16 protein-coding genes are annotated in these 23,479 nt (G+C 63.9%); 11 read left to right on the top strand and 5 right to left on the bottom strand.

What is annotated here, in order from left to right:
• Positions 1-2,909 precede the first annotated feature (2,909 nt).
• From trxA to AC5RVY_RS13545, 5 genes are all read right to left on the bottom strand, one after another.
• Positions 2,910-3,236 carry a thioredoxin gene (gene trxA, locus AC5RVY_RS13565; RefSeq protein WP_104043843.1) on the bottom strand — a complete coding sequence of 109 codons (327 nt, stop codon included), beginning with the start codon at positions 3,234-3,236 and terminating at the stop codon, positions 2,910-2,912.
• Positions 3,237-3,267: 31 nt separating this feature from the next.
• Complete coding sequence (trxB, locus tag AC5RVY_RS13560; protein ID WP_493955231.1) at positions 3,268-4,224, bottom strand: thioredoxin-disulfide reductase; 957 nt, start codon at positions 4,222-4,224, stop codon at positions 3,268-3,270.
• A 287-nt stretch (positions 4,225-4,511) separates the two neighbouring features.
• Entirely contained in the window at positions 4,512-6,071 is a 1,560-nt protein-coding gene (locus AC5RVY_RS13555) for a discoidin domain-containing protein (protein WP_493955230.1), read from the bottom strand.
• Between the two features lie 166 nt (positions 6,072-6,237).
• The gene (gene murJ / locus AC5RVY_RS13550; protein WP_493955229.1) at positions 6,238-8,379 is read right to left on the bottom strand and encodes a murein biosynthesis integral membrane protein MurJ; all 2,142 of its coding nucleotides are present in this window, start codon (positions 8,377-8,379) and stop codon (positions 6,238-6,240) included.
• Between the two features lie 59 nt (positions 8,380-8,438).
• Positions 8,439-8,939, bottom strand: a complete 501-nt coding sequence (locus AC5RVY_RS13545; RefSeq protein WP_091419389.1) for an NUDIX hydrolase — start codon at positions 8,937-8,939, stop codon at positions 8,439-8,441.
• Between the two features lie 207 nt (positions 8,940-9,146).
• Here AC5RVY_RS13545 and AC5RVY_RS13540 point away from each other — a divergent pair, with 207 nt between their 5' ends.
• The 11 genes from AC5RVY_RS13540 to AC5RVY_RS13490 all read left to right on the top strand — a co-directional run bounded on the left by AC5RVY_RS13540 (position 9,147) and on the right by AC5RVY_RS13490 (position 23,478).
• Entirely contained in the window at positions 9,147-10,652 is a 1,506-nt protein-coding gene (locus AC5RVY_RS13540; protein ID WP_493955228.1) for a CCA tRNA nucleotidyltransferase, read from the top strand.
• Positions 10,649-11,233 carry a histidine phosphatase family protein gene (locus AC5RVY_RS13535; protein WP_050057129.1) on the top strand — a complete coding sequence of 195 codons (585 nt, stop codon included), beginning with the start codon at positions 10,649-10,651 and terminating at the stop codon, positions 11,231-11,233. Before AC5RVY_RS13540 ends, AC5RVY_RS13535 begins: the two co-directional genes overlap by 4 nt.
• Before the next feature lie 559 nt (positions 11,234-11,792).
• Positions 11,793-11,933 carry a hypothetical protein gene (locus tag AC5RVY_RS13530; RefSeq protein ID WP_493955227.1) on the top strand — a complete coding sequence of 47 codons (141 nt, stop codon included), beginning with the start codon at positions 11,793-11,795 and terminating at the stop codon, positions 11,931-11,933.
• A gap of 126 nt (positions 11,934-12,059) precedes the next feature.
• Positions 12,060-13,526, top strand: a complete 1,467-nt coding sequence (locus AC5RVY_RS13525) for a glycosyltransferase family 87 protein (protein WP_493955226.1) — start codon at positions 12,060-12,062, stop codon at positions 13,524-13,526.
• Complete coding sequence (locus AC5RVY_RS13520; RefSeq protein ID WP_493955225.1) at positions 13,519-14,967, top strand: phytoene desaturase family protein; 1,449 nt, start codon at positions 13,519-13,521, stop codon at positions 14,965-14,967. The genes AC5RVY_RS13525 and AC5RVY_RS13520 overlap by 8 nt, the downstream gene beginning before the upstream one ends.
• An 81-nt stretch (positions 14,968-15,048) precedes the next feature.
• On the top strand, positions 15,049-17,037 hold the full coding sequence (locus tag AC5RVY_RS13515; protein ID WP_493955224.1) for a penicillin-binding transpeptidase domain-containing protein: 1,989 nt from the start codon (positions 15,049-15,051) through the stop codon (positions 17,035-17,037).
• A gap of 81 nt (positions 17,038-17,118) precedes the next feature.
• Positions 17,119-18,801, top strand: coding sequence for an ABC-F family ATP-binding cassette domain-containing protein (locus AC5RVY_RS13510; protein WP_493955223.1), 1,683 nt, complete (start codon positions 17,119-17,121; stop codon positions 18,799-18,801).
• A gap of 44 nt (positions 18,802-18,845) precedes the next feature.
• A complete protein-coding gene (locus AC5RVY_RS13505; protein WP_493955222.1) occupies positions 18,846-19,619 on the top strand; it encodes a DeoR/GlpR family DNA-binding transcription regulator in 774 nt (257 codons plus the stop codon).
• On the top strand, positions 19,616-20,809 hold the full coding sequence (locus AC5RVY_RS13500) for an MFS transporter (protein WP_493955221.1): 1,194 nt from the start codon (positions 19,616-19,618) through the stop codon (positions 20,807-20,809). Before AC5RVY_RS13505 ends, AC5RVY_RS13500 begins: the two co-directional genes overlap by 4 nt.
• A gap of 59 nt (positions 20,810-20,868) precedes the next feature.
• Complete coding sequence (locus tag AC5RVY_RS13495) at positions 20,869-22,365, top strand: bifunctional phosphatase PAP2/diacylglycerol kinase family protein (RefSeq protein WP_493955220.1); 1,497 nt, start codon at positions 20,869-20,871, stop codon at positions 22,363-22,365.
• A gap of 165 nt (positions 22,366-22,530) precedes the next feature.
• Positions 22,531-23,478, top strand: a complete 948-nt coding sequence (locus AC5RVY_RS13490) for an ABC transporter ATP-binding protein (RefSeq protein WP_493955219.1) — start codon at positions 22,531-22,533, stop codon at positions 23,476-23,478.
• Position 23,479 lies beyond the last annotated feature (1 nt).

Here is a 23,479-nt window from a genome sequence, read left to right as displayed (position 1 = left end):
GACTTGCACTGGAGCTTTTGTCCCACGGCTGATGGCGGCCTGCAAGTACCGTGAATCGCCTCTCTTATCCAAGCGGAACCGAAAGTCCTTGTAGCGAACGCCCGAACGGAAGGACTTCAGGCAATCTAGAGTTCAAGCACCGCCAGCGTGCAGGCTTGTTGAGTACTGAGCCAGGGGCGCTTCATCGGTTGGCGTACCAGGGGACGAGGTGGCGTGGCCGCCAGCTGTCTGGCGCACGACTGACTTGCGTGCCTGTTGCACCTCGAAACTCACCGCACTACGCAGCGGCGATGTTGGAAGGACCTGTGGAAAGCGCTGTGGATAAAGCTGTGGATACTGTAGCGGCTGCCTGTGGATGTGATGCCGGTCGCTTCGGAGGGGCTCGCGCCGGATGGGTCGTAACAGCACTCGCCACGTGCACGCCGCGAGGCAGTGTTTCACGTGAAACCAAGCGCATGACGCACCAGATTCTTCTCGATTGTTATCGGGCCAGGAAAAGAGCGCTATTGCGTCCACAATGGTTTACTTTCGGCAGAAATCGGGTACGCGAGCCTCAACTCCCAGACAACTGACTGTGCGAGCCTCACAAGGGGAAACAAGTGAAGAGCGCGGCGCTATCGCCTTGCTCGCAGCTGCTGACCGGTTCCACCACGCATGAACGGGATTCCCCTGTGGATAACCCTGTGGATCGGGCATGAGCGCTGCTGTGGATAAAGTGGGGAAAACTCCCCCGAGGCGCGTTGCTACGATGTTCATCGCAGACATCGAATCGTACTGCTCGCCAATGATGCGTGTACGTCCAGCCAGCAAATTCGTGGAACAGCGGCCCGTGATGCGCTTCTGGCTACCGGGAGTAAGTCCAAATCCACCACGGCTACCATGTCCTGCACTGGGAAGTGTCCAGTTTACTAACGACTCAGCCGCTGCCTTGAACCTCGCGATCCGGATGGACTTCGACGCCATGGTCCCGGTTGGGCTGGACGCTGACTAAGTCCGCAGGAATGAGGGACCGCCAATGCTGAACCGGTGCGCTGGATTCAGCTGCTGATAGGCCCGCGCTGTCTCGTGGTCTTGATGCCGGCCCTGGGTAGGCGGCCACTAATTGAGGGCCTAGTCTCTTGAGCCCGGCTATCACGGATTCAAGTCCGTTCACTGCTTCTCCCATCAGGACCGGGCATGGCCTCTACGGTGTCGCTTCCTGGAGGGCCGCAGTGATCTTGAGGAGCCTTCTGATTGCTGGCTCTCTGACTGCCCGCAATAGCTGATAGATGGCTCTCATCACCGTGATTGATTCAGTGCAAGGGTAGGAGCGGTTAGTTTGAAAGTCTACTTACAAGTTGTCCGGCGTTTGACCATAGCTGCACGTGCACCTCGTAACTCTAGTCTTAGCCGACCGTAGAGGGGGTGCTCGGATTAGCGCTCGAATCTTGGAACGCGCCTTCCGGTGTCTCCCCTCGTGGACCTCGGGACTGCCTGTGCCCTAAACGAGCGGCTTGGAGGTGCCGTGTGCCGTGCGCTTAGTACCGTGTTTCACGTGAAACACGACGCTGGTTCTATAGGGCCGCCTGATCTTGAAGTCCGCCCCCTCTCTCCTGGTACTGCGAGGTCCATTGTGACGGCGTCACCCGTCTTGCTGAACCGGACAGGAGTCCACATGCGAGCTTGGGAAGGCGCCCTGGGTCCCGTCGCCGTGGCGACCAAGAGCATGCTCCGCTACTAGCCGAACAGCAAACACTTCGGTGAGTGGGGTCAGGCATGGGGCGCATAGGTCTCATGCAGGTATTCGTGTGGAGGGACGGTACTGGGCAGGCGCCTGCTTGTGGCGCAGCGGGAAATTGACCGCCGCTGCATTTTGGTGGTGGACGTTTATCCGTCGATCTACATCCAGTGAGTGGTTAAAGGGTTTGGACCGAGAGAGCAGCCTTCCGGCTCAGCAGGACTTATCACCAGATCGGATCGTATTCCGTGAACCAACTACTGGCCGGAACGGCTAGTAGCTGCCAAATGCATCGTTCGCGCCGCCTCCGATGCCGCGCTGAGCGTAAGCGAGCTTGTCTGGGTGGATCAAGCGGGACCCTTGAGTAGGGGTGTCCCGCTTGCAAGGCCATTGCTGATGCCTACGGACGCACCCGGAGGTCTTGTTTCACGTGAAACGTGCGCGGCTTCATCAGAAAGAACTACATGGGTGCCGTAGCGGTGCGAGGCGCCGGCCTCGATCCTGCTCGCCCACGCCTCGTGCTCGCCTGCCACTAGAACCCTATCGGTGGCGTGACTAGATACGTTCCTTGTAGAGAGAACTGCCCAAGATGCCAGCATCAATAGATATGCAGCGAGAGGGTAGTTGCACAGCGAAAGAGTGGCTGAGTTTCACAAGCTTCGGGCTATCGCCGGATTAGAGTAACGCACAAGGATGTGCGCTGACTGGTCGACCAAGGCCGGCTGGATCAGAACAGGGATCGATTCTGAGTGCACGCGGCGGCAAAGTTTCGTGTGTCGCGAGTGTGGGAGAGTTGCTGGCGGCTGCCGCTAGTTCTCACCGAGTGCACCCTTCTCTGCGTAAATTTACGTTAAGGCGAAGCTCCGAGGATGTAGCACCAGTTCGCCCCCTGTTTCACGTGAAACAGTCCGCCTCCGGGTTCCAAGCGGTCCACGATTGTCGAAAGGGACGTGCAGACCATGATGCCAAGATCGATGTGCATGGCCAAGCGTGGAGGGCGAAGAATAGACGCAACGCGCTAGCTACGCTCCCCGGTGTCGGGCATCGTGCGGTCAGCCACGCAGCGTCAACAATGAGTTGCGGACCCCTTTTCGAGAACTCCATGCGGTTTCAAGCGGGTACAAAAATGGCCACCGCTCAAACGAGCGGTGGCCACCGTCGGCCTTGTTGGACCTCCAACAAACCAGTGTTCCTAGGAGAGAACGTCTGCGAATTCCTTTTCAAAGAATTGCTTGGGCTTGGCGCCGATGACCGTGCTCTTTACTTCGCCGCCCTGGAACAAATAAACGGCAGGAATCGAAGTGATGCCGTATTCGGCAGCGATACCGGGGTTATCGTCGACGTTCAGCTTCACGACGTCAACCTTCTCGCTGTACTCCACGGAGATTTCGTCGAGGATGGGGCCGAGCTTACGGCAGGGGCCGCACCATTCAGCCCAGAAATCAACAATAACCGGCTTGTCAGAGGACAATACGTCCGTGCCGAAACTAGCATCCGTTACATCTTTTGCGTTGCTCATAACCTTGTCTCTCTTCAGTAGTGTTGACGGTTTATGCGTGCAGGTCTGCGAGATAGTGCTCAACGTCAATGGCAGCCACACAGCCCGAACCTGAGGCAGTGATGGCCTGGCGGTACGTGGGGTCTACGACGTCACCGGCAGCAAAGACACCCGGCAGGCTGGTCTTGGAGCTCCTCCCCTGGACGGCAATGGTGCCCTCGGGCGTCAGTTCCAGGACATCCTTGACGAGGTCAGTCCGGGGGTCGTTACCGATAGCAACGAAAACTCCGGTGACGGCGAGATCGGAAATGGATCCATCAACCAGGTTCTTCACCTTCAGGCCGGTGACCTTGTTCTCGCCAATGACGTCTTCAACGGTGCTGTTCCAGATGAAGTTGATCTTCTCGTGTGCCAGTGCGCGATCGGCCATAATCTTGGAGGCCTTCAGGGAATCCCGCCGGTGGACAACCGTTACAGATTTCGCGAACTTGGTAAGGAACAGGGCTTCCTCCATGGCAGAGTCGCCCCCGCCGATCACCGCAATATCCTGATCCTTGAAGAAGAAACCGTCACAGGTTGCGCACCAGCTTACGCCGTGCCCTGACAGCCGCTTTTCGTTGGGCAGGCCGAGCTCGCGGTATGCCGAACCCGTGGAGAGGATCACTGCTTTTGCTTGGAAGGTTTCCCCCGTGGCAATGGTGACCTTTTTGACGGGTCCGTCGAGCTGCAGCGACGTCACGTCCTCGAACTGGATCTCTGTGCCGAAGCGTGCAGCCTGTTTCTCGAAGTTCTCCATCAGGTCCGGTCCCATAATGCCTTCCGGGAAGCCCGGGAAGTTCTCCACATCGGTGGTGTTCATCAGTTCGCCACCGGCGGTGACGGAACCCGCCAGCATCAGGGGCTTCAGGTCGGCACGAGCGGTGTAGACGGCAGCCGTGTAACCGGCCGGTCCGGAGCCGACGATGATGACATCACGTACATCCGACGTGGTGTTTTCTGCGATGGTCACTGGACGGTGAACCTCTTCCTTATTAGACGTGCCCCGCCTTGGAGGCCGGCCACATGGCACAACTGATACTGCGGGCTGAATATTCCGGCGCCCGAACACAGAGAAATGGCGGCAGGCAGCACAAATCCGACTCCGTAAGGCGCTTTTTCCAGATTACCGTCCCGCGGCCAACCCAAATGCCGCAGGTCCTCAACCCCGGCTGCCCCTGACTTCAGGCGATACCATTCACAAGCCGCGCGCTTCACCGGCGTCACCTAAAAACGGTGGCCGGCAAGCACATCCGCAGGCTACTGGACCTTGATCTCCGCCAAACGAAGGCCGTACCCATAGCGGGTCTTGGGAGCTGCAAGGCGTGGAAGCGAATTGATGGAAACGATGACGTACTGCGCCTGCACGGGCTCTGCCAGCGGAATGTTCAGGTCGGTGGAGGTGAAGCTGTTCGTTCCAACCGCCTTGGCCCCGTCAATGGACGGCTTGTCGTTGGTGTACACCGTGATATTTCCACCGGAGCCGCCAAGCTGGGTAAGCGTGATGGAAGAGATGGTGGCAGGGCTCTTCAGCTTGACCACGAGAGGTACGCCTTGGGGAGCAAGTCCTCCCCAGTTTTCACTGGCGAATTCCATGTCCGACCAATAGCTGGCCGCGTTACCGTCGTAAGCCTTCACCAGGTCCCCGTCAAACGTTGCCGCAAAGTCGAAGGCGCCCTGACGGGTGACCCCTTCGATGGCGGGCGGTACGACGGGCGGCGCAGACGTCTGGGCCTGGGTTGGCGCGGACGACCCTTCGGGAGCGCTGGTGTTCGTGCCGGCAGCAGTCGGATTGGCCTGCGGCTGCGATGAGAAGAGGCTGCCAAGGTTGGTCACGGCAAACACAAGCCCGGCAATCAGGACCACGGCCAGGAGCCCGCCCACCAGCCAGCGCATGGAGCGGGGCTCACGTTCCGGGGCATCCCGGTCGTCATCATCGTAGTCGTCCTTGCCAGCGTAGGAAGCACCCGAAGAAGGACCCGCAGCGGCGGCCGGGGCTGCTGCTGCGCGCGCGAACACGGGCGACTTTTTCTTTGCGGACCGGGGCTCTTCTTCTACCGGAGCGTCGTCATACCCGTCCTGGTCACCGGCGTTGGCGTAGTCGTCCTCGGACCACAGGGAGACCTTCGGCTTCCCAGACCTGGGTGTCTCATGGCTTTGGGGATTGGGGGTGAAACTGGCGGTCACCGCCTCCTCGGACTGCGTCGACGGTCCACTGGTGCGGCCGGAGCCGCTCGAAGAACCAGTGCCGGCTGCCGTGGCGCCCAGGATGGACGAGCCTGAGGGCTTGCGTCCCGCGGCGGGCGTTGCCGCAGGACGTGCCGGCAGCTTGGGCGGCACTACCGGCGCCGAACGGTAGGGATCAACCTGGCTCGGGTGCGTATCCGAGTAGTTGATGTAGCCGGCGTCGACGTTTTCCTCGTCGTCGTACGGCTCAGGCTCACGTGAGCGGGGCTGGCCAAAGATTTCGCTTCCCAGGGTGTCCGTGAAAAAAGGTTCCACGTACGGCGGGTTGGAGGCCACCACCAGATCCAGGAGGTCGGCTGCGGAGGTGTGGTTGGTGATGAGGTACGTCGCAGCCTCGGTCACCCCAAGATCCAGTACCTGGACGTTGCCGGGACGCTCACCGGTGGCTACTTCGCGGGCGCTTTGGGCCACCTGCTCGGTGTTGTCAGGTCCGGCAACCAGGATGCTGACGGGACGGTTAAGTACCTGGTCCACACCATCCAGCACCAGATCGTGGTCGTGCGAGGCCAATACTGTGGCTGTGACCTTGTAGCGGCCGCCCAGTACTGATCCGACATCGATCGGGTTGGACACGTGTTCCTCCTAGACTGTCCGGTATTGCCGGCTTGGATGATGCAACCACCGTTCAGGGGCCGCAACGAGGCTGGCCCTTGAATGCAACTACCCCTGTTTCCCTTTCGATCCTAGCCGATTGAGCCCATCGGACCCGCGACACAGCGGGCCGCAAACCGCCGAAGGACTACTTTTTCCGCGGCCGGCGCCGCTTGAAATATGGGTTCTCTCCGGCCTTCCCCTGGAAGGTGCGGCGGCCGGGCAGCGGAATCTGCTCACGCAGCAAGCCTCCCCGTGCGGTGCTCGGCTGGTCCTCGCCGGGAAGGTACCCGCCGCCGGAATGGCTGGTGCCGCCGTCGGCCGGTTGCTGGCGGGCAGCCTCCCGGGGAGCCGGCCCGGCACGGAAGGAGGCAGCATCGAACTCGCCGGAGATCCGGGGAATGAGCCCGGTATCCACGGCCGTGGTGGCGCGCTCCGGCGCAGGTGGCCGGGGGTCTCCGGAGGGCTCACCGGCTGAAGAGCCCGACGGCGGTGCCCCATCTTCCCCGGAAGCTGCGGCCGGTGCCCTCCGCCCCAGCCGTCCCAGGAGCGGTTGCAGCAGGTCCCGCAGTTCAGACACCCGGAACAACTTGAGCAGGAAGAAATAGGCCACCAACATGACGGGGCCCACTACGACCACCGTGATCAACGCCGTGAGCCGGTTCTGCCAGGCGAAACCGTCCGGGCTGTAGCTGCCCATGAGCCAGAGCGCCCCGGCAGCTGCGATGGCGGATCCCAGCGCTGCGTAGCCCATGCGGATGTAGGAATTGGCGATCCGCGGCCCGTCCAGGTGGCCCAGGAGGCGGCGCAGGAAGTACGCGCTGATGACCACCGAGAGGATGTTGCCCACCATGTAAAGGACGGCGACGGCGTAGATGATCTGGTTGACGGGCAGGAACTGGATGGCAAAAGCACCAGCCACGTACACAACGGCGAGCAGCAGTTGGATGTGGAACGGGGTGCGTGCGTCTTCATAGGCGTAGAAAACGCGCGACATCATGAAGTTGGCGCTCATGAACGGGGTGCTGAGCGCGAGGATGGTCAAGGTCTGGGCCAGCATCACGCCGTCCTGCCGGTCCCCTCCGGAGAAGAACATGCCCAGCGGCCCCGCGAGGGCGAAGAGGGCGAGGGCTCCGAAAACGGTGGCAACTGCCATGGTCCGCAGGCCGTGTGAGAGTGCGTCACGCAGTTCGGCCCGGTTGCCGTCCTGGGACGCATGCGTCATCCGGTTGAACAGGACTGTGGCCAGGGACAGGGCAATGATGGAGTGCGGCAGCAGGTACAGCTGGCTGGCCACCTCCAATACCGCGTTGCCCGGGAGCATTTCCGCAGCTGGATCCCCCGCCTGCTGCAGCCGGATACGTTCCGCACCGGGAATGGTGGCGATGCGCATGACGTACAGGAAGGCGAGCTGCCCGACGGCGGCCGTCAGGAGCGTCCAGACGCTCAGCTTGGCTGCCTGGCCCAGTCCTACGCCGCGCCAGCCGAACCGCGGCCGGAGCCCCAGCTTCAGCCGGATCACCGGGATCATCAGGATGGCAGTCTGGGACACCACGCCGATGGTGGAGAAACCTGCCACAAACAGGGTTTGGGTGTCGCCCCAATTGGCCAGGGTATGGGGACTGAATTCGTTGGTGCCGAAGATCCAGATGAACATGCCCAGCCCGGCGATGGCCACCAGGTTGTTAAGGATGGGCGCCCACATGGCAGGCCCGAACGCCCCGTTGGCATTCAGGATTTGGGTTAGGAGGGCGTAGAGGCCGTAGAAGAAGATCTGGGGCAGGCACCAGAAAGCAAAGGTTACTGCCAGCGCCTTTTGCTGCGGCGAGTACCCCTGCGTGGTGAGTTCGATGACCCACGGTGCCGCCAGCGTCACGAGGGCTGTCAGCCCCAGCAGGAGCAGGACCGCCAGCGTCAGCAGCCGGCTGATGTAGTCCGCTCCCCTGTCAGGCGCCTTGCTTGCCTTGATGATTTGGGGAACCAGGACAGCGTTGAAGACACCGCCGGCCACCAGCAGGAAGATCAGGTTGGGAAGGTTGTTGGCGTTGATGAAGGTGTCGTTGACCGTGGAGCCGAGGCCCAGGGCCGTCCCCAGCATCCAGGTCTTGCCGAAGCCCAGGAAACGCGACACCAGTGTCCCTGCGGCCATGATGGCGCTGGACCGGGTTTCGCTTGCACCTGCAGGGGCGGGCTGGGCAACGTCCGGTGCGGCCGGCTCCGGAGGGACGCCATCGGGCGCCGCGTCATCGGGCCGGCTGGACCTGTCGGAAGGAAAGTTGGAAGCTGACATCGAGTTCATCGTCTCACCCGCAGCGGCCTATGGCTGCACTGCAGGCACGCGGTGCGGCCTTACAGGTGTTCGGGAAGGACTTCCCGGGCCAGGTCGGCGATGCGGCGCTCATTGGGGAAGGACAGTTTGCGGGCCAATTCCTGGATGGGAACCCAGGCCACGTCCACAGCTTCCTGGTCCGGATCGTTTTCGATGGTCAGCTCGCCGCCGGTGGCCCGGAGGAGGTAGTGGTGAACCGTTTTGTGGACCCGGTGGCCGCTGACGGTGAACCAGTAGTCGATACTTCCCAGCGGGGCGAGGATATCTCCCTCAATACCCGTTTCCTCGGCGATCTCGCGGACCGCTGCCTGCTCGTTGTTTTCCTTGCCCTCCGGATGCCCCTTGGGCAGGCACCACTCCAAACGGCCGCCGCGGTTAAGGCGGGCGATAATCGCAACCCGCAGTTCGGCGTCGGACGTGTCCACTACAACGCCGCCGGCGGAAACCTCCTCCACCGTGGGCAGCGAGGCCGGCGCCGAATGCGGGGCAGGCGCAACGTGCGCACCGATTGCCGACGGCAACGGTGCGTTTGTCCTTCTGCCTGGAGCGCTCGGTACGGGATGGGCCATGGAGTCCACTCTAACGACTGTTGCCCGTTCGTGATGACCGGAACATGACATCAACATGGACGGCATATGACGCGCTTTGCCGGCGGCGGACATAATCAGCAGGATCTTGACAGTATTTTGGCCTGCGGGGCCGCTGGTTTCTGACAAGCTTAAGTAACTATGGCGCACGTACATCACAAGACTGAATCCCACACCGTCGATTTCCAGGTGGACCCGGTGGTCCTGGAGCTCGGCCAGCGCTTTGTGGACGCCGGCCATGAACTGTCGCTGGTGGGCGGTCCTGTGCGTGACCTTTTCCTGGGCAGGACCTCCCCCGATCTGGACTTCACCACAGACGCAACCCCGGACCAGACGGTGGCCCTTATCAAGAGGTGGGCGGACAACTACTGGGAGATCGGCCGCGCCTTCGGCACCATCGGAATGCGTAAGGCCGGATTCCAGATCGAGATCACCACCTACCGGGCCGAGGCGTACGATCCTGAATCCCGCAAGCCCGTGGTGGCCTTCGGTTCCTCCCTCACTGACGACCTGCTCCGGCGGGACTTCACCATCAATGCCATGGCCCTCAAACTGCCGTCCTTGGAACTGGTGGACCCGTTCGGCGGGGTGAAGCACCTGCACGCCTCCCTGTTGGCTACGCCGGGCGCCCCTGAAGCATCCTTCTCCGATGATCCCCTGCGGATGATGCGCGCGGCCCGGTTCGCCGCCCAGTTGGGCGTCTCGGTCCACGACGACGTGCGGCGGGCCATGACGCAGATGGCCGAACGCATCACCATCATCTCCGCCGAGCGGGTGCGGGATGAACTGGTCAAGCTCATCTGCGGGGCCCGTCCACGGGTGGGCATTGACCTGCTGGTGGAAACGGGACTGGCCGAGTTCGTGCTCCCCGAAGTCTCCGCCCTGCGCCTCGAAGCGGATGAACACCACCGCCACAAGGACGTCTACCAGCACTCGCTGCAGGTGCTGGAGCAGGCAGCGGAACTCGAAACTGACGCAGCAGGGCCCGTGCCGGCGCCGGACTTTGTGCTGCGTTTCGCAGCGTTGATGCACGACGTCGGCAAACCGGCGACGCGGCGTTTTGAACCGGGCGGCGCGGTGAGCTTCCGTCATCACGACATGGTGGGTGCCAAACTCACCACCAAGCGGATGAAGGCGCTCCGGTTCGACAACGACACCATCAAGGCGGTTGCCCGCCTGGTGGAACTCCACATGCGCTTCTACGGGTACGGTGACGCCGGCTGGAGCGATTCCGCAGTCCGCCGCTACGTCACGGATGCCGGGCCACTGCTGGAACGGCTGCACCGGCTGACCCGCTCGGACGTCACCACCCGGAACCAGCGCAAGGCCGAGCGGCTGGCCTTCGCCTACGACGACCTCGAATCCCGCATCGCAACACTGCGGGAGCAGGAATCGCTGGATGCCGTGCGGCCTGACCTGGACGGTGCCCGCATCATGGCCCTGCTGGATATCAAGCCCGGGCCCGTTGTGGGCCGGGCCTACAAGTTCCTGCTCAACGAGCGGATGGAACACGGCCCCCTGCCCGTCGAAGAAGCGGAGGCCAAGCTCCTTCGCTGGTGGGCCGAACAGCCTGAATCAGCACCTGCCGGAACCGGGGCTGGAACCTCTCCTGCCGGCGTCGACCTCTCCCCTAAGGAGTCCAAGTGACCAATCCAGCGCTAGCCCCCCGTCCGCAGCTCTGGATCCTGCGCCACGGTGAGACCGAGTGGTCCAAGAGCGGGCAGTACACCGGGCTCACTGACCTGCCCCTGACTGTGGAAGGCGAGCAGCAGGCCGTGGAGGCCCGCAAGGTGCTGGACCCCGTCGATTTCGACCTGGTCCTGACATCACCGCTGCGGCGTGCACGGCGTACGGCCGAACTCGCGGGCTTTCCCGATGCCCAGCACGAACCGCTCGCGGTGGAATGGAACTACGGCGACTACGAAGGCATCAGTTCGGACCTGATTCGTAAGGACAACCCGGATTACCTCATCTGGACGCACGGGGTGCCCAACGGCGAGACCCTCGACGAGGTGGCGGCGAGGGCGGACAAGATCATCGGCCGTGTCCTTGAATCCGGCATGGACAATGTGCTGATCGTGGCCCACGGGCACTTCTCGCGGATCCTGACAGCCCGCTGGCTTGAGCTCCCTCCTGCCGAAGGACGTCACTTTATTCTTGGCACCGCGAAAGTGTGCACCCTGGGGTGGGATAAGAGGACCCCGGCAATTGTCCGTTGGGGCCTTTAGCGGGAATTTATAAATCTTTTTGAGAAGTACCGGGAATTAGCTGGTCACGCACCACAAGTGTGGTGTAGCTTTATTCCTGACCCCAGAGCCTCTTGCCGGGGTCACGGCGCACGTTGATTCACGCGGTCTGCATGAGCAACGGCAGAGCAGAAAAGGAGGTTGGGGAAATGATTACTTTGACTAGCGGATGGAAGACAACCGTCACCGCGCCCCCGGCCTGTGATGCTTTTGCGCGCCCGTTCAGGGGTTATGCCGGCTCCTAGCCTGCGCCCACCCTGCCGGCCCTGAAACCGGCGCCAGGCAGCTGCTGTTGCGCACACAGGTTACTGTGCCGGTGCGTCCACTCCATTCATCACGGATAAAGCGCCGTCTTTAGCCATTGCTGCTGCTTCTTATCAGATTCCAGTCCCAGCGCTTTTAGTGGCCTTTCCGGCGCTTAAACACCCTTGCCTATTTCCGTGCATTTCTGCGCCCGAATTCGCCTGTACCCGCGGTGCGAAGGGGGCCTAATTGTCGCGCCCATTTTGCGGGCCCATCAATTCGAAAAGGAGGTGATCGCATGATAAAGAAACTTCAACAGTTCCTGCTTCCCGCACGAGGCAGGCGGATCAGCCGGCGGCAACTCAACCGTCCGCTGCTGGAAAAGCAGCGGGAGGACGTGTTCGTCCTGATGCACCAGCAGATGGGGGGTCTCCGCTGACCCCCGGCCGGTTGCCCCCAGGAGAACCAATGAGGCACTTCCATGCGGTGGAGGAGCCCACGCGGCGGCGCGTGGGCTCCTTGCCTCGTCCCTTTCGTTCTGCCCGGCAACGGTAAGCTCGTGGGCATGCAGGAGAACCAGCCGCCGGAGCATCAAGGGCGGTCCCGCCTGGTGGTCCCCAGCCGCAGTGACGTCCTCCTGCGCAACTTCACCGAAGCCATCGGCGGCCCCCTTGGGTCGCGATCTGCGCCCGGCATCGTCTCCCCCGGGATCTTCACCGTTGAACGCGTCCTGATAGTGCTGACGGTCCTGGCAGCCCTCACAGGGATCCTGGTCAAGGGCTATTGCCGGGTCAACGGCTGGGAATCCCCCACACAGTTCTACGCCACTTGCTACTCGGACTTTCCGGAGCTGTTCCGGAACCGGGGAATGGCAGACGGAACCTTTCCCGTCCTCGGTTCCGGAAGCCACTTTGAATACCCGGTCCTTACCGCCCTGATTGCCGGAGTGACAGCCTGGCTGGTTCCCGGGACCGGAGTATCGGACGCGCGCGAGCTTGCCTACTTCGATATCAACGTCGCCCTGCTCGCCGCGGTCACCGTGGTGGCGGTGCTGGCTACGGCACGGATGACCAGCCGGCGTCCCTGGGATGCCGCCATGGTGGCACTTGCCCCCGGCATCGTGCTGGCCGGCACCATCAACTGGGATTTGTGGGCCGTGGCCCTGCTCGCCCTGGGCATGTACTTCTTCTCGCGGGAACGGCTGGTGATTGCCGGCGTCTTCATTGGACTGGGAACGGCCACGAAGTTTTATCCGCTGCTGGTACTGGGCGCCATCGTGATCCTTGCCCTCCGCACCGGACGGTTCCGTCCCCTGCTCGTTACGACGGGGGCGGCCGCAGGCTCGTGGCTTGCCGCGAACCTTCCCTTCGCCGTGGCCAACCCCGCCGGCTGGATCTACTTTTTCCAGTTCAGCGCCGACCGTGATGCCGGGTACAGCTCCCCGTGGTTCGCCTACAACCTCGTGGCAGACCGGCTGCACTGGACGCAACTTAGCCCGGCCGCCGTCGACCTCTTGTCTCCCGGCCTCTTTCTGCTGTGCTGCGCAGCCATTGCAGCCGTCGCCCTGGCTGCCCCGCGGCGTCCCCGGTTGGCCCAGCTGGCCTTCCTGATCGTGGCGGCGTTCATCCTCACGGGCAAGGTCTACTCGCCGCAGTTTGTAGTGTGGCTGATCCCGCTGCTCGCGCTGGCGCGGCCACGGTGGCGTGAATTCCTGATCTGGCAGGGCATCGAAGGACTGCATTGGGCAGCAGTGTGGATGTACCTTGGACAGGTGACCAGCGCAGGCTCTTCCCAGCACAACCTGGATATGCCGTACTACGTCCTTGCCGTGGCTGCGCACATGGCCGCGGTGGGCTACCTGATGCTGCGCGTGACCTGGGACATCTTCAAGCCGGACTACGATCCCATCCGGCGGCACCACTTGGACGATCCGCATGGCGGCCCCTTCGCCGGCGCGCCTGACCGGTTCCGGTTAAGCCTTGGAGGCTCCTCCCGATCTGTACTGCCATGGAAAGCGGGGGCCAATGCCTGATGTTGCGGTGGTGGGCGCAGGCCCGAACGGACTGGCAGCCGCCGTTGTGATGGCCCGCGCCGGCCTGTCGGTGGAACTCTTCGAGGCTGGCTCAACGATCGGCGGCGGCACCCGTACCAGCGAACTGATGCAGCCGGGGCACTTCCACGATATCTGCTCGGCCGTGCATCCGATGGCAGTAGCGTCCCCGTTTTTTAAGTCCTTTGAACTGTTCCGCCGGGTAAACCTGATCACCCCGGAGCTGTCCTACGCCTCCCCGCTGGACGGCGGAAGGGCTGCCCTGGCCTATCGGTCGCTGGACCGGACAGCCGAGGGGCTGGGCCGCGACGGCGAGGCCTACCGGCGCCTGATGTCACCCCTCGTCCAGAGGATCGACGACGTCATGGACTTCACCCAGAACCAGCTCCTCCGCCTCCCCCGCAACCCCTTCGCGGCGGGCATCTTCGGGCTGAGGACCCTGGAGCAGGGATCCGGGCTATGGAACGCCCGGTTCCGGGAGGAACTGGCTCCCGCCTTGCTCTCGGGGGTGGCGGCCCATGCCATCTCCCACCAGCCGTCGCTGGCTGCCTCCGGCGGGGGGCTGATGCTGGGGGCGCTGGGGCATGCAGGGGGTTGGCCCATTCCGGAAGGCGGATCAGCTTCCATCGCTGCGGCCATGGCCCAGGACCTCACCGCCCACGGTGGCGTCATCCACACCGAGGCTCCGATCGACCGGCTCAACGATCTTCCCCCGGCACGCGCCACCTTGTTGAACGTGGCTCCGCAGGGACTGCTGAACCTGGCAGGCCACGCACTTCCCACCCGCTACCGGGCAGCACTGGAGTCCTTCAGGTACGGGAATGGCTCATGCAAAGTCGACTTCATCCTCTCCGGGCCGGTCCCGTGGACAGCACCGGAGCTGGCCGACGCCGGAACCGTCCACCTGGGCGGCACCCGGGCAGAAGTTGCCCGCGCCGAGAACGACGTCAACGCCGGAAAGCACCCGGAACGGCCCTACGTGCTGGTGGCCCAGCAGTCCCGGTTCGATCCAAGCCGCGCCCCCGCCGGCCACCACACGCTGTGGGCTTACTGCCATGTCCCCGCGGGGTCCACGAGGGACATGACGGAAGCCGTAACAGCCCAGTTGGAGCGGTTTGCGCCGGGCTTCCGTGACCTGGTGGTGGAATCGAAGGCCATCACGGCCGCTGGGCTGGCCGAGTACAACAGGAACTACGTCGGCGGGGATTTCAGCGCCGGAGCCATGGACTTGCTGAACCTTGTCCAGCGGCCCGTGGTGTCCCCGGTGCCCTGGCGGACGCCCCTGCACGGCGTCTACCTTTGTTCGTCCTCCACCCCTCCGGGTCCCGGGGTCACGGGCATGCCCGGCTACCACGCCTCCAAGCATGCACTTCAGGACATATTTGGCCTGGACGTCCCGCTGTTGGGGCTGGACGCACCGTAGTCTGCCGAATCAATGACATCCCCCGTGACGGTCACGTGCCGGATGGCAAAACGGCCTCGTAAACCGGGGGATAATGGCGCCATGGGGATATCTACAAAACTGTCTTTGGGCGTCGCTGCCCTCATTCTTGGAACATCGCTCGTGGCTTGCGATGACGGCAGGAGCGGCGCCGAAGCCGCCGCCAAGCAGTTCGCCACAGCAGTGTCCGGGCTCGACGTCGGGGCGGTCCCCTTCGAGGGCAAGGACTCCGCAGCCGCCAATGATCAGCTGAAAAGCGTTTTTGCCGCTCTGGATCCCCAGAAGCCTGCGGTGGAAGCCGGCGAGCTCACGCTCGACGGCGACAAAGCTTCAGCGCCGCTGAACTACACCTGGAACTTCGGTGGTGCCGAGTGGAAGTACACGGTCTCCGCCGCATTCAAGAAGTCCGGGGACAAGTGGCTTACCGTCTGGGATTCGGCCACTCTGGCACCGGGCCTGGCTGACACTGAGATCCTCACTAAAGGCTCGCAGTCACCCCAGCGGGCGGACATCCTGGGTGCCGGTGACGTGCCCCTGGTGACGTACCGGCCCGTGGTTAATGTGGGGATCGACAAGCCGCAACTGGGCGGGGCAGATCCGGCTGACTCCGCCGGCAAGCTCGCAGCCCTCGTGGGGGTGGATCCCGCGGCCTATACCCAGCAGGTCCAGGCTTCCGGCGCCGAAGCCTTTGTCTCGGCGATCACGCTCCGTGATGAAGGCCGCACCATCAGCAACGAACAGATTGCGGCCATCCCGGGAGCGCGTGCCATCCCTGCATCCATGCCGCTTGCTCCCAGCCGCACCTTTGCCCGGGCCGTGCTCGGGTCCGTCGCCGAAGCCACGGCCGAGCAGATCGAAGCATCCGAGGGTGAGCTGACGTCCGGTGATGTCACCGGCATCGGCGGACTGCAGCAACAGTACGACGAACAGCTCAGGGGGACGGACGCCGTCGTTATCCGTGCCCAGCGCGCGGACCTGACACGGGAACAGATCCAGTCCGCCGCCACGGATCCGCGGCGCGTGCTCTTTGAGGTGAAGCCCACCCCTGGAACACCGTTGAAGACGACGTTGGATCCCACGCTGCAATCGCTGGCGGAGAGCACTCTGGAAGGCGTGGGACCTGCCTCCGCGATAGTGGCCCTCCGTCCCTCCAGCGGTGCTGTCCTGGCTGCAGCGTCGGGGCCGGGAAGCAACGGTTACAACACGGCGATGCTGGGCCAGTACGCCCCTGGTTCGATCTTCAAGATGGTGGACTCGCTGGCGATGTTCCGCAACGGTATGACCCCCGACTCCAAGGTTGAGTGCACGCCCACCTTGAACGTGGAAGGGCGTACCTTCAAGAACTCTGAGGGGTATCCGGAGAGTTCACTGGGTTCGGTGACGCTGCGGGATGCCTTCGCGCACTCCTGCAACACTGCTTTCATTGCTGCACGGGAGAAGGTTTCCCAGGGGCAGCTTGAAGCAGCGGCCCTGGCCATGGGCATCGCTGTCGAAGCGCCCACCCTCGGCGCTGATGCCTTCCTGGGGTCAGTCCCCGGTGAGGCCGCCGGTACCGAGCACGCGGCTTCCATGATCGGCCAGGGCAAGGTACTGCTGTCTCCGCTGGCCGCTGCGATGATGGCCGGTTCGGTTGCCAAGGGCGCCCCGGTTGCCCCGCAGCTTGTCCTGAATCCCGACGCCGGCGCTGCCGCAGCGGGAACCACGAGCGGCGCCTCTGCTCCGTCTGCCCAGCCCTCAGCCACCGCCAGTGCTGAAGCGCCCTCCCAGGCACCCGGCAATCCCATCACAGCGGAGGAGGCGACGAAGCTGGCGGACATGATGCGCGCCGTGGTGACCTCCGGGCATGCGGGTTTCCTTTCCAGCGTCCCCGGCGCACCCGTGGGAGCCAAGACCGGCACGGCTGAGTTCGGCAACGAGAACCCGCCCAAGACGCACGCCTGGATCGTGGCCGTCCATGGCGACCTCGCCGTCGCTGTCTTTGTGGAGGACGGCGGACTGGGCGCAACAACCTCCGGCCCGCTCCTGCAGAAGTTCCTCACCGCTGCCGGCTAGGGTTTTCGTCCGGATCTGCAGGCCGGGTGCCCGCAGATCCGGACCGAAGACTGGGCCGTGCGCCGTGGGAAGATGGAGTACGTGGCCCATATTGACGTTTCCGGTATCGATTATTTCCTCTCCGACGGCACGCAGCTGCTCAATGGAGTGACCTTCAAGGTTCCGGACGGCACCAAAACTGCCCTCATCGGCCCGAACGGTACAGGCAAGACCACCCTCTTCCGGATCATCGCCGGAGACCTGGTTCCCGATGAGGGCGTCATCGGCCGGTCCGGGAACATGGGCATCATGCGCCAGTTCGTGGGGCAGGTCCGCGATGACTCAACCGTGCGCGACCTGCTGGTTTCCGCCGCGCCGCCTGCCCTCGCCGCCGCTGCCCGCGAGGTTGACGAGGCCGAACTTGCCATGGTGGAGCACGACGACGAGCCAAGCCAGATGCGCTACGCCCAGGCGATCGTGGACTGGGGGGATGCCGGCGGCTATGACGTGGAGACCGTGTGGGATGAAGTCTGCATGGCCGCGCTGGGACTTCCCTTTGACCGCGCCCAGCACCGCCCGGCGTCGAGCCTGTCCGGCGGTGAGCAGAAGCGGCTGGTCCTGGAGGCGCTCTTTGCCGGCCCGGATGACCTGCTGCTGCTCGACGAACCGGACAACTACCTGGACGTTCCCGGCAAGCGCTGGTTGGAAGACAAGCTTAACGAATCCAGGAAGACGGTCTTCTTCATCAGCCACGACCGGGAACTGCTGAACAATGCCGCCGGCCGCATCGTGACGCTTGAGCCGGGCATCAACGGCGCCGGAGCCTGGATCCACGGCGGAGGTTTCGGCTCCTACGTTGACGCGCGGGCGGACCGGAACGCCCGCTTCGAGGAACTGCGCAAGCGGTGGGACGAGGAGCACGTCAAGCTCAAGGAACTCGTCAACATGTACAAGAACAAGGCCGCATTCCGCTCCGATATGGCCAACCGGTACCATGCGGCCCAGACCCGGCTGGCGAAGTTCCTGGAGATCGGCCCGCCCGAGGCACTGCCCATTGAACAGAACGTGCAGATGCGGCTCAAGGGCGGCCGCACCGCCAAGCGCGCCATCGTTGCCGAGAAGCTGGAGCTGACCGGGCTGATGAAGCCGTTCTCCACGGAAGTGTGGTTCGGCGACCGCGTGGGCGTCCTGGGATCCAACGGCTCGGGCAAATCGCACTTCCTCCGGCTGCTGGCGACCGGCGGCACGGACCCGGAGCGGGAGCACCTGCCGGTATCCGATGTTGAGATTGCCGAGGTGCCGCACGAGGGCACCGTGAAGCTCGGGGCACGTATCCGCCCCGGGTTTTTTGCCCAGACGCACGTCCGGCCCGACCTGCTGGGCAAGACGCTGCTGGAAATCCTGCACCGCGGTGACGAGCACCGGTCGGGGCTGGGCAGGGAGGCGGCAGCCGGTGCATTGGACGGGTACGGTCTGGCCGGCCAATCGGAGCAGAAGTACGAATCCCTGTCCGGCGGACAGCAGGCAAGGTTCCAGATCCTGCTCCTGCAGCTCAGCGGCGCCACGCTGCTGCTCCTCGACGAACCTACCGACAACCTGGACCTGCACTCAGCAGAGGCGCTGGAGCGGGCCATCGACCATTTCGAAGGCACCGTCCTGGCCGTCACGCACGATCGCTGGTTCGCCCGGACCTTCGACCGGTTCCTGGTGTTCGGGTCCGACGGCAAGGTCTACGAATCCGACGAGCCGGTGTGGGACGAGAAACGTGTGGAGCGCGTCCGCTGACCACAAACATGAGCAAATGATCAAAGATTGTTATCATTTTGATCATGAAGACGGACGAGCGGCACCGCACCATTGCCGAATTGCTCCGGAGCCGCCGGGAAGTCTCGGTCGAGGAACTGACGGTTGCCTGCGACGCCTCCGGGGCGACCATCCGTCGCGACCTGGAAGTCCTCGCCGCCAACGGGGTGCTTCGCCGGGTCCATGGCGGGGCGCGCAGCCTCATAGGCCATGGCGAAAACCCCGGCTATGGGCAGCGGGAGCTGGAGGACCAGGACACCAAGAAGCGCATTGCCGCGGCCGTGGCCGGCCTGCTCCGGGACCGGGAGCATGTGTGGCTGGACAGCGGAAGCACCGCCACTGAGGTGGCCCGGGCGCTGGCCGGGCGGGACGTGACCCTGATGCCGATGTCGCTGCGGTCGCTCAACGTGCTTGTGGCGGAGGAAGCCACAGCGGGAAACCGCCCCACCCTGCTGCTGCCGGGGGGAAGCCTGGTACCTGCCGAACTGTGTTTCCGGGGCCCGCTGGCGGAATCCAACATCCGCTCGCTCCGTTTCGACACGGCAGTGGTGACACCCTGCGCCGTGGAACTCAAGGACGGGCTCCTTGCCCATGACCTGGAGGATGCGGCGGTGAAAAGGGCCGGGCTCGAATCAGCGTCCCGGGTAGTGGTGGCGGCCGCAGCAGCGAAATGGGAAGCACATGCCAGGGCCCTGGTGGCCAGCCTTGACCGTGTGGACATCATGGTCACGGACAAACAGTTCAGCCTGGACGAACGACGACGACTTGACGAAAACTCTGTGGAAGTAGTGAACGTATGAGCATAAATACCGGCACGGAACAACAGGCGGGACTTAAGGCAGCTGCGGCCGCCACATTTATTGTCTTCGGCATCAACGGGCTGGTGTTCGCCAGCTGGGCGGCCAGGATTCCCGCAGTCACCCAAACGCTGCAGATCACCTCCGGGCAAATGGGAACTCTTCTTCTGTGTACTGCCATCGGCTCGCTGCTCGCGCTGCCCACCGCCGGATGGGTGGTTGGCCGGCTCGGTACGGCGAACACCGTTCGCCTGGGCGGGCTGCTTGCTTCGGCCGCGGGCGTGGGAATTGCGCTCTCGTTGTCCATCGCGTCCATCCCCGGCACCGCCGTTTCCCTGTTCTTCTTCGGAATCGCCATCGGCCTGTGGGACGTGTCGCAGAACATCGAAGGGGCCGACGTGGAACATAAGCTGCGGCGCACCATCATGCCGCAGTTCCACGCTGCCTTCAGCGGCGGCGCTTTTGTTGGTGCCCTCATTGGTGCCGCGTTGTCCAATCTCGGCGTTGACCTGCCGCTGCACCTGCTGGTCATCGTGGGCATTGTGCTGCTGGTAACCATGACCGCGCCCCGCTACTTCCTCCCACACATCGCCCTACCGGCCCCCGCTGAAGGCACCAAAGCGGTCAAAGGCCCGTCCGCCTGGCGGGACAGCAGGACCGTTCTCATTGGCGTGGTTGTCCTCGGAGCCACCCTGACCGAAGGCGCGGGCAACGACTGGATTGCCAAGGCATCAGTGGATGGCCTGGGTACATCCGAATCCACAGGCGCCCTGATGTTTGCCCTCTTTGTCCTGGCCATGACGGCAATGCGCTTCCTGGGCGGCCGGGTCATTGACAAGTACGGCCGCGTTGCCGTCCTGCGGGCCAGTATGGCCGCCGCTGCAGCAGGGCTGTGCCTCTTCGTGCTGGCAGGCAATGCCTGGCTGGCCGCGGTGGGTGCCGCACTCTGGGGCATCGGGGCAGCTCTGGCCTTTCCGATGGGCATGTCCGCTGCAGCCGACGACCCCCGGCACGCCGCAGCCCGTGTCTCCGTGGTGTCCACCTTGGGATACATCTCCTTCCTTGCAGGTCCTCCCCTGCTGGGTTACCTGGGGGATCTCACCGGAATTCATCATGCGCTGCTGGCAATCCTTGCCCCGATCCTCCTGGCCCTCCTGCTGGCAGGTGCGGCCAAGCCGTTGAAGGCCAACTAAGCCGCCAAACGCCGGACCTGGCCGCGCACGCTGGCCGCCGCCGACGGTAGGGTGAGGGCATGCAGAGCAAGTGGCGTGAAAGGCATCGATGGATGGGCCGGGCGGATAGATACCTCGTCCGGCATGTGTCTCGTTTGCCTGGTGGGAACCATGACGAATTCTTCCGCAGGCTCTCCGCCGCAGCCAACCACGGAAAACTCTGGATGGGCATGGCCGCCATCATGGCGGCAATCCCCGGCAGGCCCCGCCGGGCGGCCCTTCACGGATTGATCGCCCAGGCGGTGGCCTCCGCTGTCACCAACGGAGTCTTCAAGACACTCCTGCCGCGCGCCCGTCCGCTCCCTGAGCACCTGCCGGTGTTTCGCTTCGTGCATCCGCAACCCAAAAGTTCCTCCATGCCGTCGGGCCATTCTGCGTCCGCTGTGGCGTTTGCAGTGGGAGCCGGACTGGTTAAGCCGTCCCTTGGAGCAGCACTGGCGCCGGCGGCACTGGGAGTGGCCTACTCCCGGGTTCATACTGGTGCCCACTGGCCCTCGGATGTGTTTTTCGGGTCAGCACTCGGTGCCGGTGCCGCACTCATCACCCGGCGGTGGTGGCCGGTCCGCCCGCCCTTTCCGCCGACTACCAGGACCTGGACCACGGCTCCTGAACTGCCGCAGGGAGACGGCTTAAGCATCGTGGTGAATACGCTCGGCGGGTCCTTCAAGGAAGAGACGGCGGACGCCCTCCTGCAAGTATTCCCAAAGGCGCATATCAGGACTGTGGAACCGGATGAGGATCTCCTTGCCGCGATCCAGCAGACCGCGTCCCACCCCGGGACCCGCGCCTTGGGCGTGTGGGGAGGTGACGGGACCGTGGGCGCCGCGGCCGCTGCCGCCGTCGGGCGTTTGCTCCCCCTGCTGGTGCTGCCCGGCGGGACCCTCAACCACTTCGCCAGGGACGCCGGAACAGGAAGTCTGAAAGAGGCCCTTGCCGCTGCGTCGAAAGGCGAAGCTGCCCTTGCCGACGTGGGCATTGTCACCCTGGAGCGAGGCCTCGCCGGAAAACCCGAGTCGGCGGAAGTGATCATGCTGAACACCTCCAGCATCGGGCTCTACCCCAACCTGGTTCGACGCCGCGAACACCTGCAGCCAGCCCTCGGAAAACCCCTTGCCGGAGTAGTTGCCATGTTCCGCACCTTTGCGGCAGGAACCCCCACCACCCTGACGGTGGACGGGAGGCTGCATAAGCTGTGGATCGCTTACGTGGGGCGCGGCCGGTACTACCCGCGCGACCACGCGCCGCTTGTCCGGCCGGTGCTGGACGACGGCGTGCTGGACCTCAGGATGATCACCGCCGACGAATCCTTCGCCAGGCTGCGTCTGCTGTGGTCGGTGCTGACCGGAACCGTAGCCACCTCGCGCATCACCCATCTGTCGGAGGCCACGCACGTGCGGATTGAGGCAGGCGGGTCGCCGATGACGCTGGCGGTGGACGGCGAGGCGGTGGCAGGCGTACGCAGTGTGGAGTACAGCGTTCGGCCCCGGGCCCTGACGTATTATTCCCCGCGCCCCTGATGCCCGCGTCCCAGGGCAGGGTCATCCAGGGGGACTACCCCGGTTAACCCCTGAATCATCCCTGAGGCCGGCGAATCCGGCGGGGAGGATCGGTAGCGTGGTGGGTACACCACCGTCCCCGCAACGTCTGCCGCAGCGCACCGCTGCCGTCCGAAGGAACTATCCATGATTGAGGCAAAAGGCCTGACCAAGGTTTACGGCGGAAAAACCGCCGTGGCCGGAGTCAGCTTCACCGTGAAACCAGGGCTCGTCACGGGCTTCCTGGGACCGAACGGTGCCGGTAAATCCACCACCATGCGCATGATCATGGGACTGGACCGGCCGACGTCGGGCACGGTCACCGTCAACGGCCTGCCCTACGCAGACCACAAGGCGCCGCTGCATGAGGTGGGCGCGCTGCTGGACGCCAAGGCCGTGCACACGAGCCGCAGCGCGTATAACCACCTGCTGGCCATGGCCGCCACGCACGGCATTCCCAAAGCCAGGGTGCGCGAAGTCATTGAAATGACCGGCCTGGAGGCTGTAGCGCGGAAAAAGGCCGGCGGGTTCTCCCTGGGCATGGGCCAGCGGCTGGGCATCGCCGCTGCCCTGCTGGGTGACCCCCAGACCCTCATCCTGGACGAGCCGGTCAACGGACTGGATCCGGAAGGCGTCCTGTGGGTCCGGAACCTGGTCCGGTACCTGGCGAACCAGGGTAAGACCATCTTCCTGTCCTCGCACCTGATGAGCGAGATGGCCCAGACCGCGGACCACCTGATCGTCATTGGCCGCGGCCGCATCATTGCCGATGCCCCGGTGAAGGAGATCATCGCGGGCACCCGCCAGGCCAAGACGCTGGTCCGCACCGGCGATGCCCTGGAACTCTCAGCCCTCCTGGCCGGCGATGGCGTCACCGTGGACCAGAGTGAGCCGGAAACCCTGGAAGTGACAGGGATGGACTCGCGGCAGATCGCGCGGATCGCCCTGGACCACCAGGTGCTGCTCTACGAACTCACGCCGCAGCTGTCATCGCTGGAGGACGCGTACTTCGACCTCACCAAGGATGAAGTGGAATACCACTCGCACCTGACCGGGGGCCCGTCAGTGTCCGCCCCGGCAGCGGCAGGAAAGTAAG

The sequence above is a fragment of the Arthrobacter sp. Ha26 genome, assembly GCF_059091705.1.
The sequence above is the reverse complement of the archived record's forward strand: the minus strand, read 5'-3'. Positions and strand labels throughout refer to the sequence as shown.

What these genes read in the sequence shown, in the direction of transcription:
- murJ (WP_493955229.1), bottom strand. Translation starts at nt 8,379, where the DNA reads ATGTCAGCTTCCAACTTTCCTTCCGACAGGTCCAGCCGGCCCGATGAC.
- AC5RVY_RS13520 (WP_493955225.1), top strand. Translation starts at nt 13,519, where the DNA reads ATGCCTGATGTTGCGGTGGTGGGCGCAGGCCCGAACGGACTGGCAGCC.
- trxA (WP_104043843.1), bottom strand. Translation starts at nt 3,236, where the DNA reads ATGAGCAACGCAAAAGATGTAACGGATGCTAGTTTCGGCACGGACGTA.
- AC5RVY_RS13515 (WP_493955224.1), top strand. Translation starts at nt 15,049, where the DNA reads ATGGGGATATCTACAAAACTGTCTTTGGGCGTCGCTGCCCTCATTCTT.
- AC5RVY_RS13495 (WP_493955220.1), top strand. Translation starts at nt 20,869, where the DNA reads ATGCAGAGCAAGTGGCGTGAAAGGCATCGATGGATGGGCCGGGCGGAT.
- AC5RVY_RS13530 (WP_493955227.1), top strand. Translation starts at nt 11,793, where the DNA reads ATGATAAAGAAACTTCAACAGTTCCTGCTTCCCGCACGAGGCAGGCGG.
- AC5RVY_RS13490 (WP_493955219.1), top strand. Translation starts at nt 22,531, where the DNA reads ATGATTGAGGCAAAAGGCCTGACCAAGGTTTACGGCGGAAAAACCGCC.
- AC5RVY_RS13525 (WP_493955226.1), top strand. Translation starts at nt 12,060, where the DNA reads ATGCAGGAGAACCAGCCGCCGGAGCATCAAGGGCGGTCCCGCCTGGTG.
- AC5RVY_RS13540 (WP_493955228.1), top strand. Translation starts at nt 9,147, where the DNA reads ATGGCGCACGTACATCACAAGACTGAATCCCACACCGTCGATTTCCAG.
- AC5RVY_RS13505 (WP_493955222.1), top strand. Translation starts at nt 18,846, where the DNA reads ATGAAGACGGACGAGCGGCACCGCACCATTGCCGAATTGCTCCGGAGC.
- AC5RVY_RS13500 (WP_493955221.1), top strand. Translation starts at nt 19,616, where the DNA reads ATGAGCATAAATACCGGCACGGAACAACAGGCGGGACTTAAGGCAGCT.